Source organism: Mucilaginibacter mallensis (assembly GCF_900105165.1).
Classification (GTDB): domain Bacteria; phylum Bacteroidota; class Bacteroidia; order Sphingobacteriales; family Sphingobacteriaceae; genus Mucilaginibacter; species Mucilaginibacter mallensis.
Genome location: NZ_LT629740.1, coordinates 609,851 through 624,942, shown reverse-complemented (window position 1 = coordinate 624,942; position 15,092 = coordinate 609,851). Strand labels below are relative to the sequence as shown.

The 15,092-nt window shown below is 42.9% G+C and carries 13 protein-coding genes; 2 read left to right on the top strand and 11 right to left on the bottom strand.

Going from position 1 to position 15,092, the window contains the following annotated elements; genetic code table 11:
- Positions 1-83 precede the first annotated feature (83 nt).
- From BLU33_RS02655 to BLU33_RS02620, 8 genes are all read right to left on the bottom strand, one after another.
- On the bottom strand, positions 84-1,034 hold the full coding sequence (locus tag BLU33_RS02655) for a hypothetical protein (RefSeq protein ID WP_091368865.1): 951 nt from the start codon (positions 1,032-1,034) through the stop codon (positions 84-86).
- Between the two features lie 40 nt (positions 1,035-1,074).
- Complete coding sequence (locus BLU33_RS02650) at positions 1,075-2,376, bottom strand: O-antigen ligase family protein (protein WP_091368863.1); 1,302 nt, start codon at positions 2,374-2,376, stop codon at positions 1,075-1,077.
- A complete protein-coding gene (locus BLU33_RS02645; RefSeq protein WP_091368860.1) occupies positions 2,348-3,481 on the bottom strand; it encodes a DUF1972 domain-containing protein in 1,134 nt (377 codons plus the stop codon). The genes BLU33_RS02650 and BLU33_RS02645 overlap by 29 nt, the downstream gene beginning before the upstream one ends.
- On the bottom strand, positions 3,478-4,554 hold the full coding sequence (locus tag BLU33_RS02640; protein WP_091368858.1) for a glycosyltransferase family 4 protein: 1,077 nt from the start codon (positions 4,552-4,554) through the stop codon (positions 3,478-3,480). The genes BLU33_RS02645 and BLU33_RS02640 overlap by 4 nt, the downstream gene beginning before the upstream one ends.
- Positions 4,551-5,528 (bottom strand): glycosyltransferase family 2 protein, encoded by a 978-nt coding sequence (locus tag BLU33_RS02635; protein ID WP_091368854.1) that lies wholly within the window; start codon positions 5,526-5,528, stop codon positions 4,551-4,553. Before BLU33_RS02635 ends, BLU33_RS02640 begins: the two co-directional genes overlap by 4 nt.
- A complete protein-coding gene (locus BLU33_RS02630; RefSeq protein WP_091368850.1) occupies positions 5,525-7,159 on the bottom strand; it encodes a hypothetical protein in 1,635 nt (544 codons plus the stop codon). The genes BLU33_RS02635 and BLU33_RS02630 overlap by 4 nt, the downstream gene beginning before the upstream one ends.
- A 77-nt stretch (positions 7,160-7,236) precedes the next feature.
- Positions 7,237-8,649 carry an oligosaccharide flippase family protein gene (locus tag BLU33_RS02625; RefSeq protein ID WP_091368845.1) on the bottom strand — a complete coding sequence of 471 codons (1,413 nt, stop codon included), beginning with the start codon at positions 8,647-8,649 and terminating at the stop codon, positions 7,237-7,239.
- A complete protein-coding gene (locus BLU33_RS02620) occupies positions 8,650-9,459 on the bottom strand; it encodes a glycosyltransferase family 2 protein (protein WP_091368842.1) in 810 nt (269 codons plus the stop codon).
- Positions 9,460-9,713: 254 nt separating this feature from the next.
- Between BLU33_RS02620 and BLU33_RS02615 the strand changes: the two genes are divergently transcribed.
- Positions 9,714-10,403 carry a VIT1/CCC1 transporter family protein gene (locus BLU33_RS02615; RefSeq protein WP_172829203.1) on the top strand — a complete coding sequence of 230 codons (690 nt, stop codon included), beginning with the start codon at positions 9,714-9,716 and terminating at the stop codon, positions 10,401-10,403.
- A 173-nt stretch (positions 10,404-10,576) separates the two neighbouring features.
- Positions 10,577-11,863, top strand: coding sequence for an MFS transporter (locus BLU33_RS02610; RefSeq protein ID WP_091368837.1), 1,287 nt, complete (start codon positions 10,577-10,579; stop codon positions 11,861-11,863).
- 330 nt (positions 11,864-12,193) lie between these two features.
- On the opposite strand, the gene BLU33_RS02605 is transcribed toward BLU33_RS02610, so the two are convergent.
- The 3 genes from BLU33_RS02605 to BLU33_RS02595 form a co-directional block, all read right to left on the bottom strand.
- Positions 12,194-12,634 carry a c-type cytochrome gene (locus tag BLU33_RS02605; RefSeq protein ID WP_091368834.1) on the bottom strand — a complete coding sequence of 147 codons (441 nt, stop codon included), beginning with the start codon at positions 12,632-12,634 and terminating at the stop codon, positions 12,194-12,196.
- Between the two features lie 2 nt (positions 12,635-12,636).
- The gene (locus tag BLU33_RS02600) at positions 12,637-13,902 is read right to left on the bottom strand and encodes a PQQ-dependent sugar dehydrogenase (RefSeq protein WP_091368832.1); all 1,266 of its coding nucleotides are present in this window, start codon (positions 13,900-13,902) and stop codon (positions 12,637-12,639) included.
- Between the two features lie 85 nt (positions 13,903-13,987).
- Positions 13,988-14,983: an aldo/keto reductase gene (locus BLU33_RS02595; RefSeq protein WP_091368826.1), complete on the bottom strand. Its 996-nt coding sequence runs from the start codon at positions 14,981-14,983 to the stop codon at positions 13,988-13,990.
- Positions 14,984-15,092: the final 109 nt, after the last annotated feature.

Below are 15,092 nucleotides of genomic sequence, written 5' to 3'. Positions count from 1 at the left end.
GTTTGTGTCTTCACAAACAATCCGCTAACTGGCAACTGTTTGCGAGGACACAAACAGCGGAAAATGATATATTTTGTTGATAATCACTTAGCCAAACTATGCTGGTCATCTTTCAATAAACTTTCCATTTTCAACCTGTACCGGTTCATTAAATTAGCCTGAAAATCCCCCGGATCGGGTTTGGCGAAGTGTTTGCCGGTGTTCATGGCCATTACCTGGCCTTTAATGTTACGTTGTTTTGCATCTGTTTTTTTGTTCCATCTGCTTGCGGAGACGCGCCATAACTGGTCATCAAGCCAATTACCGAATTTGTTATTAAACAAACTTTCAATAAATGTTTTGAAACTGCTTTTTAACGCTGGTTTGGCAGTTGATAATCGCATAATGTTGTTGGGCAAAAATTGCCTGCACCAGGCGTTTGCCGCGAAAAAATCAACAAAGGCTATATCACCCTGCAAGGGAATAAGGGTTACTACTTCGGTAGCGGTGTAGATGTTCTGTTCTGTGATCTGCAGGTTTTGTTCATCAATGTAATAATTCATGCAGAAATAGTGCTGCTTGCCTGCCAGGTAAGCCAATTTTTTAAGTGCGTGCATTAATGTGCGCGCTATCCACAAACGGTTTTTAGCGGTAATGATAAACATATCTATATCGGCGTTTTCATCGGCAAAATTCTTTGATAAAGAACCTGATATACCTATGCCACGCACATATGGAAATTTGATCAGCACATGGCAAACCTTTTCGGCGGTCAGCATTAATTCATTGGCTTTTTTGTTACCCTTTATGCGGCGCTGTATAAGGTAAAGATCATCCTTTAAACTATAAAATTTTTCAAAGCGATAAATATGACGATCATTAACCAGGCTATTCAAGCTATGGTTAAAGGTGTTCATGTCGCATTTTACCGGAAGGAATAAATAGATCTCGCCCCTGTTTAAGGGGTAGCTGAACAAATCGAAATAAGCCAGCGTAGCTATTATATTTTCCTCTATTGGCGACAAAATTCTGCTGTTTAATATTGCGTTGATCAATTTAATGCTGTATTAGTTATCTGTAAACAACACGCTGCCATCAGGTAATTGGTTGCCCGGTTAGGCATAAATAATCTCCACGTAGTTCATTGTTATTTACCACCTTACGTTGTGAATGAGAAAACAAAAAGAAAGTAAAAAAGAACCCATAGAAAAACACGCCCTTATCCACATCAAGCACATTCTCTGATAGTGATACTATAGCTATCATCAGCATAAAACTGATGAATATGACATCCTTTTCACGGATCGCAATCTTAAAACCATATTGCAATACCAACAGGTAAATTGCCAATCCCCATACGCCGGTCTTTAGTAAAAAACTGAGGTATTGATTATGCGCATTTAACCTATTGATGTATGAGCTGTAGAGTTTGTGGTTAAAATAACTTTCGCCCAATAAAGTAGGCTCCGAGCCTGAGCCGTAACCTAACACCGGTTTGGCTTTAATAAGCTGCACTGCGAGTTGCCAGCGTGCCAGTCGCGGGTCTGGGTTTTGGCCGGGATGGAATGTGGATAGGTCGGTTTGCAATTCGGTAATGTACCGCTCGCGGAAAGTGTGACTGTTGAAGATAAACCCGATCAGCACCGCTGAAATAGAAATAGTAATCAGCATAAACCAAACGCGTTTACGCCCGGTCAGCAGGTAATACGGTAATACCAGGTTTATCATAATAAACAATATGGCCAGTATTGATTTTGAACCTAATTGCACCATCCCCGCTAATAATACCAGGCTGCATAAGCCGCAAAGTATTTTAAACGCAACGGTTATTTTATCCGTCATTAAAAGATATAGCAGATATACCAGCGCTATTACCAATTGCATGGATAAATAGGTGGCGTGCATATCAATAGGCTCGGAAAAATTGTGGTTGGTGAACGCGTAAGTAAAAATGGATCTGAAGGGCAAGCCGTAATGCTTTATGGTTATCAAAGCATTGGCATACAAGTATAAAACCGTTGCGGTACTGATAAAAGCAAACACTAATAATAATATCGGCCGGTATTTTTTTAGGTCGATAGTATTGAGGCAGAATAATAGCGGCAATAACAACATTACTACATTCCTGCCCCATTCATCAAAGGCCTGCTGACGGTAAGCCGTATAAATTGTGGCTATCGCTGATATAAAAAACACGGCCTGTACAGCCAATACACTTGTTGTAAATATAGATCTTACATTATCCTTTTTAAACTGGATAATGGTATGTACGCAAAAGCTTACCAGTATGATATGACTGTAAAACCTGTCGAACGGTAAACTTACCATCAGCAGCAAAATATGATAAAAGCTAATGCGGTTGGAAAGACTATCGCTGCCCGGTAATAATTCTTTCATGGTTTAATTGGCCGTAACATTGCAGTATAAAGTCTTCATATTCATCAACCACTTTTTCCCAGTTAAACTGGTATTGTATTTTTTGCAGATTATTGCGCACCATAGTTTTTTCAATGTCTTTGCGCTGCACATTTTCCACCAGGTCTTTTACGCCCTCAGCGTTCGAGAAATAAAAGGCATCGCTGCTTAAAACCGATTTATTGAAAGGATTATCATGCGCTGCTATCAAAGCTTCGCTGGCCATAGCTTCTAACAACGACGGATTAGTACCGCCAACACTATGCCCATGAAAATACAGGTAGGAGTTGTTTTGCAAGGCACGTACCCTGTTATTATCAAATATGGAACCTTTAAATTCTATCCTGCTGTCGTTAGCGAACTTATGGGTTATAAATTTGCCGTAGCGATTGGCGGTATCGCCCAAAACTTTGAATTTACGGTTGGAATTACTGTGATTAAACCCATCCAGTATAGCTTCAATATTATTTTCGGGCTCCATGCGGGCCATCAGTAAAAAGTAATCCTCATTTAATGCTTCCGTATAGCTAAACTGCTCACGTTCTGCTTCGGTGTAAACATCGGCTCCATAAGGAATATACTGACTGTTTATAGCATATTTTTCTGCCAGATATGAGCGGATCACCTTTGAATCGGAGATATAGTAATTGCTGTATTTTACCGCCAGTTTTTCAGCATATTTCAGGAATTGCTGCACGGGTTTGGAGTATTTGCTCCGCTTCCACTCCAGGCCGTCCATATTAGTGATGATGGTGCTGTTTTTAGGATATAATTTCCCCCAGATGGAACTGCTGGTGTAACCCATTAGCAACACCACATCAAAATTTTGTTTGCGGGCATCCAGCAGGCAATTCATATCATAAATGAATTGCCCGGCAGTGCCAATCCTATATTCAGGGTCGTAACAATGTTTTATGGTAACGCCGTTCCAGGTAGCAGCGCTGTAGGGATGGTTATGGGAGTTGTACACCGTAACCGAATGCCCGCGTTTAACTAAACCTTCCGATACATATTCCGAAATATGCTCGAAGCCTCCGTAATAATTGGGGATACCCCGTGTGCCTAATATGCCAATGCGTAGTTTCATGATGCTATTGCTGTTTGATATGCTTTAAATGTTTGTAGGGCTGCCTGTTTCCAGGTGTATTTTTGCAGGATGCGCTGGCGCAGATGTTCATTTACCGGCGCTATGCTTGCCTTTTCAATTGCCGCTAAAATGCTTTGCGGCGATTCGGGTTCGCAGTAAAAGGCATCGCTTTCAAAATATTCGCGTACATCGCCCCTGTCGCTGATCACTATGTTGCAGCCCATCAGGGCCGCTTCAATTGAGCTTAATCCGGTAGTTTCAAACCAGCTGGGCAGTATGTGTACTTTGGCCCGGCGATAATAATCAACCAGTTCTGATTGCGGCAGGTGGCTAACAAAGCTCACATTGTGCGCTGCTATCAACTTGCATTCCTGGTAATAAGCCAATTGGTTGGGCGAATGATCGCCGATAATAATGAGCTTAAACCGGGTATTATTTAGTGCCCTTATCAGGTTCAATTGATTTTTTATGCCTTCTATCCGTGCCGCGCAGATCACCAAATGCTCATCCTTTTGCGAAAGTCCGTTATAACGGAACAACGCCTGATCTGTACCATTTGGAACCACCATATGTTTTACCTTACTGGTGTAACCATGTACCACACGCTCATATTCAGAATTTGAATTGGGTAATATCATGGCAGCCCGTCTCAGGATCTCGTTAATACTGTTCCGCTGGCCTTTCCAGGCATATGACAGGCTGGCCAGTTTATCACCGCCTACCAGGCAGCGGGCCATGGTTTTAATGTATTCCGTTCCATTGGTTGAAAACAAGCCAAGCAATTTGCCCCAGCCTTTGCGTTGGTGCTTATCATATTCGCTGTAATCGCATAATATGGTTGATACCACATAGGGTTTGCCCGATTTACGGCTGTGGTAAAGGATATCGGCAGGGCGGGTTAAGTTAAAAAAGTGCAGCAGATCATACTCTGCATAATTGATATCCTCGTGCGAGAGGCGCACATCGGCCTTTATACCCATATCAACCAAATGGCGCGCAGTTTGTACCGTTTGTATGGTATCGCCACCGTAAACGGTGTATAGTGTTGATCGTGTAATAAGCGCTACTTTCATCCCCTGGTTATTAATTGTTTTGCAGATGTTATTTTATGGAGCCACGTAAGCAGGCCGGCAGGCAGGTAGCTGATGGTATACAGCAGGTAATTATCAAACCGGAACGGATATATGCTGATGGCCCTGGCCATGTGCTCGCGTGCTTTTTTAGGCTGATAGTTGTTTAACAAGAATTTTTTTCCGCACAGCGCATAGTATGCTCCATGCTTTACTTTGTGCGAGTATTGTTCACGGCAAATCTGTTGCAGCCGCAGGCCATCCCGTTCGGTGATCATCCGCTTTTTAAGCGCGGTATATTTTATGCTGAGGAATTTACGCGGCCGCCATTTTTCATCAATGGTGATAGATTCCGGGTTGATCCTGATCTTGATCAGCGCTTCGGGCAGGTTACAGGCCGCGTGATCTTTTAGGATATGCAACCATAAAAAATGATCCTCAAACGTGTAGGCATATTCGTTATAACCGCCATAGCTAAGCACCGTATCCTTTTTATACATTACGCAGGAATGGATTAGCGGGCAAACCGAGTATTTAAGTTGCTGTAGCTGGCTATTACTGTACCCGGCGGGTTCCTGGGTAAAAAGATAGTGGCCCTCAACGTTTATATAATCAGCGCCCGAGCCTACTGCCTGGTACTCGAGATGGCGCTGCATAAAATCATATTGCACCTGCAGGCGGTTTGGGTAGCACACATCATCAGCATCAAAACGGGCTATATAATTAGCACGTGCATGCTGTAGCCCGTTATTTAAAGCTGCTGAAACACCAAGATTTTTTTGATGGATAACCACAATACGCGGATCATTAAAATTGCTGATCACCTCAAGGGTTTGATCTGTTGAGCCATCATTTATGATCAATAATTCAAAATCAGTGAATGACTGCGCCAGTACAGAAGCAATGGCCTCACCAATGTAGTTACCTGCATTATATGCGGGCATTAAAACTGTTATAGCCGGGTTATTTATGCTCATGATATAGCAGGTTTAAGTTTGTTGGTTTCGCTGATGTTGAGGAACAGCATGAGTTCAAAAAATGGGATGACTGATAATTGCTCAAACCAGTAGTCGACAAAAAACACTGCCGCCATTAAAAGCAGCAGTGGTATACCATAGGTAAGCTGCTGATATCGCGAAGCAAAAAAGCCAAAGTAAAATAAAATAAGCGCCAGTAATCCCAATAAACCATACTCGGACGCTACCTGGTCGTACACAGAAAACGGGCTGTTGGTTAATGAATGATAACCTGCCCTCCTGCTAAAAAAGTTGAGGTAGAGATCAAGATGATTCACTAAAAAATCATGATAGATATAGATGTATCTTGCCGGATATCCTCCTGAAAAACCCAGGCCCGATGCACGGAAAGCCAGCTTCGATGAGAAATTGCCCATGCCGGCACCCATCCATATTTTACTGGCATGATGATGCATAAAGCCAATAGTTTGTACAATACCAAGCACTTTGCCGGGTGTTAAGGAATTATAATTATCGTTGCCGGATATGGGCAACACCTGTTTATGGGTATTAATAAAAGCTGCCAGCGGCCGTTGCTCAACGGGAGTTGTAGTAAGGCTCTGGTAAGGTGCCGAATTAATATCGGCCCCGGGAATAATAATGCGCCCATTTTTTGTAGCCGGGATAGTTGTTGCAAATACAGGTTTTATTATTCTATTTTTTGGTATGGATGCACGGCTTACGCTATCGAGGTATGATTGGGCGATTTTTTGCTTTTGCTCATCCGGGCTTAATACAGGCTCTGCGGTTTGTGTAATTAATGATCGCTGTTCGGGTTTCTCCTGTAAAAAAACATATTTAGTGATATTAATAACATACTGGTTGTTTTGCGGAGATACCTTCAGCATAAAAACTACCAGCATAACTACACAGGCGGCAATGAGGCTTTTCTGATCGCGGGTGCTTTTGAAAATGAAGATGCCGCTGAGTATCAGCAATAAAATAATATTCATGAAGTTGCTGCAGGTAAGCAGCATTACAGCCATACAGATGAGTACCATAAAAGGCTTTTTCTTATCGAGGAAATAGATAACCCCTATGGTATTTAATATGGCGTTGGTATTGGAGGTATCGAAAGTAATGCCTTTAATATAGTCGCCCGTGCCGATGAAATACTTTTGATAGTTGCCCTGGTAGGTGTATGGGTTTATGGCGTGGATCTCATGAATGATACTGAGGAGGTTAAAGGCCGAGCATAGGGCATTAATTACAAAAAAAACTATGATGGTGTTACTGATAACTTCCGCGTCATTTTTTTCAACAGATAGCTTAACTTGGTGAACGGCCAGTATACACAACAGCCAGAAGCTGATGCCGGTTAACCAAACTATTACATATGAAAGATCATGTCGCCCGCCTATGATGAAATTGATAGTGCCAATCACGATCATGAGCGGGTAAAAAAGCGGCAGTCTTGAATTTTTAAGGCTGAACCCAAACTTAAAATCGAACTGTAAAATGTAGATAAGTGCAATGGCGGGGATCTTGACAGCCAGCTTTACATTCAGGAAAAGCAGCAAAAAAGCCAGCAGTTTCCAGTCCAGCAGTTTGCGTAGTTTTTGAATATAATTATGGCCTGTATCAATCAACATTTAATGTTTTATTATACAGGGATTACGCTTCAAAAACGGCAATGGTTGCCTAAGCAATGGCCAATAGGCACATATATTTATATATGGAAGAAACTTTTTAGCTCAAAACGGTCGTTACGCTTTAGCTGCATGCCCAGGAACAGGAGCATAATATAAACGAGGATAGCAAGCACGATCTGAAGTATATAATTTACCGGTATCAGCCTGATGAAAAAACCACTGGCAACGGCGCATGTGGTACAAACAAGCATGGTGACAAATACCCCCTTAAGTTCGCTAACTTCATTTTTTATGAGGAAGAATATTGTTTGCGCAAAGCATGCTGCGAGATAGGCTAATGCAGCTCCGGCGTTGCCATAAAGCGGTATCAATATTACATTGGTGCCAACATTTACTGCCAACATGATGATAAAGGAATGCAGAATCAGCTTTAACCGGCCCTTGGCAAAGAAGGTGGTCCACAAAAAATTATTAAGGTACAATGCGGGGATACATAATGAGAGGATGAAAACGGTCACCACGTTTACCGAACCATATTTACCGTGGGTAAGCGCATTAACTACCGGCTCCCAGCTTAGGTTGAGGACAAGCACGGTAAAGGCTGCTATAATAAGTTCGGCACGGATGAGGAATTTAAGATTCACGCTGCCCGGATCGGCACTATTAAAATAGCGGGTAAACCGGGGGATCAGCAGCGGTGCAATAGCCAGCATGGGAAAGGTTGATATTTCAAAAACTTTGTAGGCAAAACTGTATTCGGCAAGCTTAACATCCGATACCATAAAGCCGATGAACAACCAATCAAACCGGGCCAGGGCCGAGGTGATCAGCACTACGCCTAATTGCGGCATGGATTCTTTCAACAATGTTTGATAGCCAGCTCTATCAAATATAGCTTTTGTGCGATAGTTTGTATTGCGGTAAAAAAGGTATAAAGTATAAATGAGCTCCAAAGCATCGCCGCTTACAAAGGTGATAATAATGCTATATATGGTTAACGAGTGAAACAGCATCAGCGCCAGCAAAGCAAAAGCACGGATACAGTTTGATACTACCGACATGCGTGCCAGCAGCCTGAATTTTTCCAACCCGCTGCATACTTGTTTAAAGGGCATCGAGAAAAATATGAATAGCTTGCCCGCGCCTATCCATAAAATAAGATTATAGGCGGCCGACGTTTTGAATACTATATAACCCAGCAGAAGCAGCCCATAAAACACCAGTCCGGTTAGGAGTGCATGACCGATATACAGCCGTATTACGTGCGGCACATCATCGCCCTGGGCTACTTTTTTTACCACCAATTGATCGATACCAAAAGAAAGAATATTAAATACCGACAGCAGTACAGCCAGCGCCAGGTTAATTTGCCCGAAAGCGGGTTTATCCAGACCAACAGACAAAATATAGAACACCACAGCACTAAAAAACTGGTTAATAACCAACTGAATAGTATTAGCCGACAGATTTTGCAGTGAGCGTATTTTCATTTAGTGCGAATGGTTCTGGTATTCTACCAACAGGTTTTCCCCGGTGTAATAATTCTTCTCCTTTTGTTCTGTTTCCTGTTTAAGGTACTGATATTTTGCCCGGGTATATTGTGCCACTGTATTGGCAATCAGCCATCCGCGTTTACCATCCAATATCCCCAGCAAAAAAATATAATCTTTCAGAAAGTGAAACAATGGAGCAAGGTACAATTTAACGGTAGTAGTTTTTTTGCCTTCGCGTAAATAGTTGCGGGCATTCAGGCGGGCATAATGCATTGTTTTTGCTCGATATTGTTCCGGGCTTTTGCCTGAGTAATGATGCACTAAACCGGGTAATTTTTTGATGACGCCCCCCGCTGGTTTAATTAAATTTTCATGCACTAATGGCTCGCTCCAGCAGGTATAATTGCGGTTAAACAGGCGGATACGGTGATCGCGGCCCCAGGTGCCGAACCGGACAGATTTTCCACCGAAATAGGCACGAAAACGGATGTCATATATAACATTATCCGTTTCAGGTTGCAGGTTTTGGATGGCTGTTATCAGCTCATCGTCGGGTATCTCATCGGCATCAAGACTAAGGATCCAATTATGCCGTGCAAGTGCGGCACCGTGGTTTTTATTGGTGCCGTAACCATACCATTTTTCCTGATAAACACGACAATCATGGTTAAGGGCTATGTCTGTAGTTTCATCGGTACTGCCGTTATCCATCACAATCACATCATTGGTAATGCGCTTTGCGGCAGCCACACACCGGCCTATTGTAGCAGCTTCATTCTTAGTAATTATCACAACCGAAACAGTCATTTCCTCAGCTATTAAAAACAACCCTTATTCGGCAGGGCTGTATTAATATATCGGTGACTGAAGGATAAAGGTTGCCTGAGGAACCAAGATACATTGGATTTTAATGATTTTAGGATGTTTTTTTCAGCTGGAAGCTGAGGCAATGCGCGCCACGAGCGGGACGCTCGCGGTAGCGATAACTTATAAACCAATTAAGACCAATCCCAAATAGCTAATAAACTGATTGATATGAACTTTAGCACTTATTTTTGGGAATGCATAAAGAACATCATGTTAATAGTTCGGAAACTATAAGGGATATAGTTATCGGTATGTCTGACGGGTTAACTGTACCCTTTGCACTTGCCGCAGGATTGAGCGGCGCGGTAAATGCTTCGGGAATTGTGGTAACTGCCGGTTTGGCCGAAATAGTTGCCGGCTCAATTGCTATGGGGCTTGGCGGCTTTTTAGCGGGCCGCACCGATGAAGATCATTACAATTCGGAGCTTAAGCGGGAATACGAGGAAGTGGAGCGTGTACCGCAACAGGAAAAAATGGAGGTGATGGAAGTATTTGCTGACTTTGGCCTATCGGTACAATTACAGCAGGAAATTGCCGATGAACTGGAAAAAGACAAGGATAAATGGGTTGATTTTATGATGAAATACGAACTCGGCCTTGATAAACCAGACCCTAACCGTGCCACACGGAGTGCTATTACTATTGGTATATCGTATATTATTGGTGGTATAATACCACTATCGCCCTATTTTTTTATACATGATACGCAAGAGGCGCTCCTTTTCTCGTGCGGTATTACTTTGCTGGCCTTATTTATATTCGGATACTTTAAAAGTAAACTAACCGGGCAACCACCTGTTAGCGGGGGTATTAAGGTGGTAGTAATAGGTGCATTGGCAGCAGCTGCTGCTTTCATATTGGCAAGGGCTATCAATAGCCATTGATAAGGCGCACTGCATATTATAGGGAGGACAGTAATTTCCTGCTGAAATTTGAAGAGGAAGTGAATCGGTTTGCTATTGTTGAAATGCCCCGAAAGCTTGATTTTTAAGACCTAAATATTGGCAGGAATATTTTATGTTTGGGTTTTGTTTTATTTCAACCCAAAGCAAACCTTATGAGTCAGGTTATTACTTCAGGAAATTCGGCCAGGCGTATACTGGTAGCCAGCCTTATTGGCACTACCATTGAGTTTTTTGATTTTTACATATATGCCACGGCGGCGGTACTGGTTTTTCCAAAACTGTTCTTTCCTTTTTCCACCCCCACATTGGCTACGCTTCAATCGTTTATAACATTTGCGCTTGCATTCGCCGCCCGGCCAATAGGTGCGGCACTATTCGGCCATTTTGGCGACCGTAAAGGCCGTAAAGCTACACTGGTTGCAGCCTTAATGACAATGGGGCCCTCAACCGTAGCCATTGGCCTGTTACCTGGTTATGCATCAATAGGTATTGCCGCGCCAATATTGCTGGCTTTGTTCCGTTTTGGGCAGGGCTTAGGGCTTGGCGGCGAATGGGGCGGCGCAGTATTACTGGCTACCGAAAATGCTCCCGAAGGCAAAAAGGCATGGTATGGCATGTTCCCGCAGTTAGGCGCGCCAATTGGGTTCCTGATCTCCAGTGGAACTTTCCTGATATTGAGTAAAACAATGAGCGACCAGCAATTTTTAAGTTACGGCTGGCGGATACCGTTTATTGCCAGCGCCATTTTGGTTTGGGTTGGCTTGTATGTACGCTTAAAAATTACCGAAACACCCGACTTTTTAAAGGTAATGGAGAAAAACGAGCGGGTAAAAGTACCGTTCGCCGAAGTGTTTACCAAACATACCAGGGCCATCGTTTTAGGCACTATCGCTACCATTACTACTTTCCTGCTGTTTTATTTGATGACGGTATTTACCTTAAGCTGGGGCACATCGGCCCTGCATTATCCAAAATCAAGCTTTTTGATCGCCCAGATGATTTCCATGCTATTCTTCGGTTTGGGTATCCCGATATCCGCAGTAATGGCCGACAAGTATGGTCGCGGAAAAATGCTGATCATTGCTACCATCGGCATTTTCATATTCGGTTTATTTTTCGCGCCATTATTCAGCACCGGGAGCTTGGGGATAACCATACTGTTCCAGATCATTGGAATGTTTTTAATGGGATTAACCTACGGACCGATAGGAACGGCGCTTTCGGAGATCTTCCCGACATCTGTACGCTATACCGGTGCATCGTTAGCATTTACCCTGGCGGGCATATTTGGCGCATCATTAACGCCATTTTTAGCTACTACGCTGGCAACAAAATACGGGCTACCGTATGTGGGTTATTATTTATCGATAGCTGCTGCAATAACTTTGCTGGCTTTAATTGCGGCTAACTCTTTGATGAGGGATAATGCGAAGGAGTAATTGCTGAATTTATAAACTTTCAGGATCTGGGGCTTCAGTTGCAAGTTGAAGCCAGTGGGGGTATAAATCAAAGTCCCGATGCTTCACATCAGGGCTTTGTACCCAGAACCGGAGTCGAACCTCGCTCTCCATTTTCCTAAATGGGCAGTTTTCGAACCAATTTATACATGAATTGAGGTAATTGGTAACATTGAAATTAGTTTGATACTTACAGAAGAGATAATTTCGACTCCCTGGCCTGATTTGAATTCGAAGCGTTTTATAGAGCAACTGAAGACTTCAAATGAGTTGTATCTTGTCTAAAAAACGGCGGTTCGATCTTCTTGACAGCTATTTCCTGGATGCGGTTCTTACCTTTGATACTTCCGTGGCTTTGACGGTACTTGCCTTATTACCGAAACTATGCCGAACATAGGTTAGTACATCAGCAATTTGCCGGTCACTCAGATCATCATGAGCACCCATGGTGTTGGAATAAGTTTGTCCCTTTATTTCCACATCTTCGTTAAAGCCGTGTAATACGATCTTTATCAATGCTGTTTTATTCCCCAATACATAAGTTGTATTAATTAAAGGCGGGTTCATGTTCTGGACACCCCCACCATCGGCCATATGGCAAGGCAGGCAAACATTGGTATATACAACTTTCCCGCGGGCTATAGAAGCTGCCATTGTTGTTTGACTTGTTGCTTGTTTTTTGGTCTGCGCATGCAAAGCATTAAATAACAATATAAATGATACCAGGAATAAACCGGTTATTTTAATGTTCATTATTAATTTTTATAGGTGATCTTATAAATTGTTCCTTTGTTGTCATCTGTTACATATAAAGAACCATCAGGGCCTTGTGCAAGCCCACATGGGCGATGAACAGCGTGTCCGGATGCTTTTTGCTGTTCCGTTCCGGCAAAACCATCAGCAAATACTTCCCAATCGCCATAAGGTTTACCATCCTTAAATGGCTGAAATACCACACAATAGCCTGCCTGCGGCTCAGGCGCACGGTTCCACGAACCATGGAAGGCGATAAAAGCACCATTCCTGTATTTTTCGGGAAATTGGTTCCCTGTATAAAATAACAGGCCATCAGGCGCATAATGGCCCGGATAAGCAGCCACAGGTTCAATATATTTACTGTCGGCCAATTTTTTGCCATCTCCGCCGTATTCAGGACCGAGCATGTTTTTATGCTGCATCCAGTCATAATAAACATAGGGCCATCCGGCGTTATCGCCCTTTTTCAGCGCGAACATACACTCTGCAGGCAATTCGGCTGATTGATGTACGGTATAATATTGGGGGAACAAGGTAGTCAGTGCATCGCGGCCATGCTGCATCACAAAGAGCTGGTTGTCCTGCTGGTTCCAGGCCAGGCCAACCACATTCCTTAAACCGGTTGCATATCTGATGCCATCCCTATAAGTTTGGTCCGGCTTATCGGCTTTAAACTGCCAGATGCCGCCTGCCGAGTCCAAAATAGGGCATCCTGTTTTCTTGGGATCAAATTCACTGCAAATATTTGTATAGGCTCCAATGTTTACATAAAGGTTCCCATCATTGTCCAACGCGATAGCTTTTGGCGCATGTGTTCTTCTGTCTAATAACCCTGTAACAATTCTTTCCGGCTTATCCGGGTTGATGACTTCATTTTTGTCATCCAGCTTATACCGGTAAACTTCCCTGCTGTTGGATGCATACAAATAACCATTTTTAATAGCGATCCCCGTTCCTCCGAAGGTGCCAAAACTTGATTTTAAGGTGGCCTTATCCCCATCAACATGAAACACCAATATGCCTTTTCCATTTTTAGTCCCGGCGAGATGGACATAAATATCACCCTGCGGGGTTGCAACAAGATGCCTTGCACTACCCAGATTATCGGCAATAACAGCAGCCTTAAACCCTCCCGGAAGGGTAAGCCCGGCATTTGCTATTGCCCGACCGCTAATTGAATTATCATCATTTATTAGTTTAAATGATAAAAGCCCTCCCATCACAATAACGGACAGGCAAAAGGCAAAAAATATTTTTTTGTTCATGATAAATTAAATGATGTGATAGAATTAATTTTCGATGACTTTAGTAAGAAATAAGCGTTATTTTATATAAACTATTTATCTGCAATTACACTACCAGTTCCAGTTGTTCAAGGTAATCTGTAATTATTGCGATTTCCTCTTTGTTTAGCGTCTTGTCAATAGCCTTGGCATTCTCAACTGCCTGTTCGCTGTTTCTGGCGCCAACCAGGGCAATGGTAATTCCTGGTTGCTGTAATGTCCACAGGATAACCAGTTGTCCTAGCGTTAAGCGTTTTTCGGCAGCAAGTGGTTTTAGCAACTCAAGGAACTCATCTGTTCTTTGCAAATTTTCTCCTTTAAAAAATGAGATATCTTTACGATGATCACCCGGCGCAAATGCATGCCCGGGTTTTATTTTACCGGTTAAAAGCCCCCTTTCAAGCGGACTGTAAGCCAAAATGGATTTATTATTATCCAGGCAATAAGGGATCAGCTCTGTTTCTATTCCGCGTTTAACCATGCTGTAGGGCACCTGGTCTGATGCCAGGGTGATGTATTTCGAAGCCTCGGCCAGTTGTGCCGCGTCATAATTACAAACACCGGCATACCGCACTTTCCCCTGTTCAATTAAACGTGAAACCGCCTCCATGCTTTCTGCTATCGGTGTGGTTGAATCGGGCCAATGGATCTGGTACAGATCAATGTAATCGGTTCCCAGGCGCTTTAAACTGTCTTCACATTCTTTAATGATGCTTTCTTTTCCGGCATACTTATAAATGTCAATATTTTCGTCGTTGTTGTTTTTACTGCTAAAGGCGAAATCGCCTTTTTTAAGATCCCAACGCATACCGTACTTGGTCAGGATTTGAAACCGGTCACGAGGTAGTCCTTTAACCGCTTCGCCTACAATTTCCTCGCTGGTGCCTTGCCCGTAAATAGGGGCCGTGTCAATAGAAGTTACACCCATAGAGTAGGAGGCCCTGATCGCATCAATGGCATCTTTACGTTCTGTACCGCCCCACATCCAGCCCCCGGCAGCCCAGGCCCCAAAAGTAACTTCAGAAAGTAATAGGTCTGTATTTGCTAATTTTCGGTATTTCATGATTTGTTTAATTTTAGTTACATTCTTTGTTTATTGTACACCAATTATCATCTTTGTTATATTCTATCTCTTAAATAATAAGGCCGTAACAAGCACAAAGGAACAATTA

Excerpts from the sequence above, each read along its gene's own strand:
- BLU33_RS02650 (WP_091368863.1), bottom strand. The coding sequence starts at position 2,376 with ATGAAAGAATTATTACCGGGCAGCGATAGTCTTTCCAACCGCATTAGC.
- BLU33_RS02645 (WP_091368860.1), bottom strand. The coding sequence starts at position 3,481 with ATGAAACTACGCATTGGCATATTAGGCACACGGGGTATCCCCAATTAT.
- BLU33_RS02640 (WP_091368858.1), bottom strand. The coding sequence starts at position 4,554 with ATGAAAGTAGCGCTTATTACACGATCAACACTATACACCGTTTACGGT.
- BLU33_RS02635 (WP_091368854.1), bottom strand. The coding sequence starts at position 5,528 with ATGAGCATAAATAACCCGGCTATAACAGTTTTAATGCCCGCATATAAT.
- BLU33_RS02630 (WP_091368850.1), bottom strand. The coding sequence starts at position 7,159 with ATGTTGATTGATACAGGCCATAATTATATTCAAAAACTACGCAAACTG.
- BLU33_RS02625 (WP_091368845.1), bottom strand. The coding sequence starts at position 8,649 with ATGAAAATACGCTCACTGCAAAATCTGTCGGCTAATACTATTCAGTTG.
- BLU33_RS02620 (WP_091368842.1), bottom strand. The coding sequence starts at position 9,459 with ATGACTGTTTCGGTTGTGATAATTACTAAGAATGAAGCTGCTACAATA.
- BLU33_RS02615 (WP_172829203.1), top strand. The coding sequence starts at position 9,714 with ATGCATAAAGAACATCATGTTAATAGTTCGGAAACTATAAGGGATATA.
- BLU33_RS02610 (WP_091368837.1), top strand. The coding sequence starts at position 10,577 with ATGAGTCAGGTTATTACTTCAGGAAATTCGGCCAGGCGTATACTGGTA.
- BLU33_RS02605 (WP_091368834.1), bottom strand. The coding sequence starts at position 12,634 with ATGAACATTAAAATAACCGGTTTATTCCTGGTATCATTTATATTGTTA.
- BLU33_RS02600 (WP_091368832.1), bottom strand. The coding sequence starts at position 13,902 with ATGAACAAAAAAATATTTTTTGCCTTTTGCCTGTCCGTTATTGTGATG.
- BLU33_RS02595 (WP_091368826.1), bottom strand. The coding sequence starts at position 14,983 with ATGAAATACCGAAAATTAGCAAATACAGACCTATTACTTTCTGAAGTT.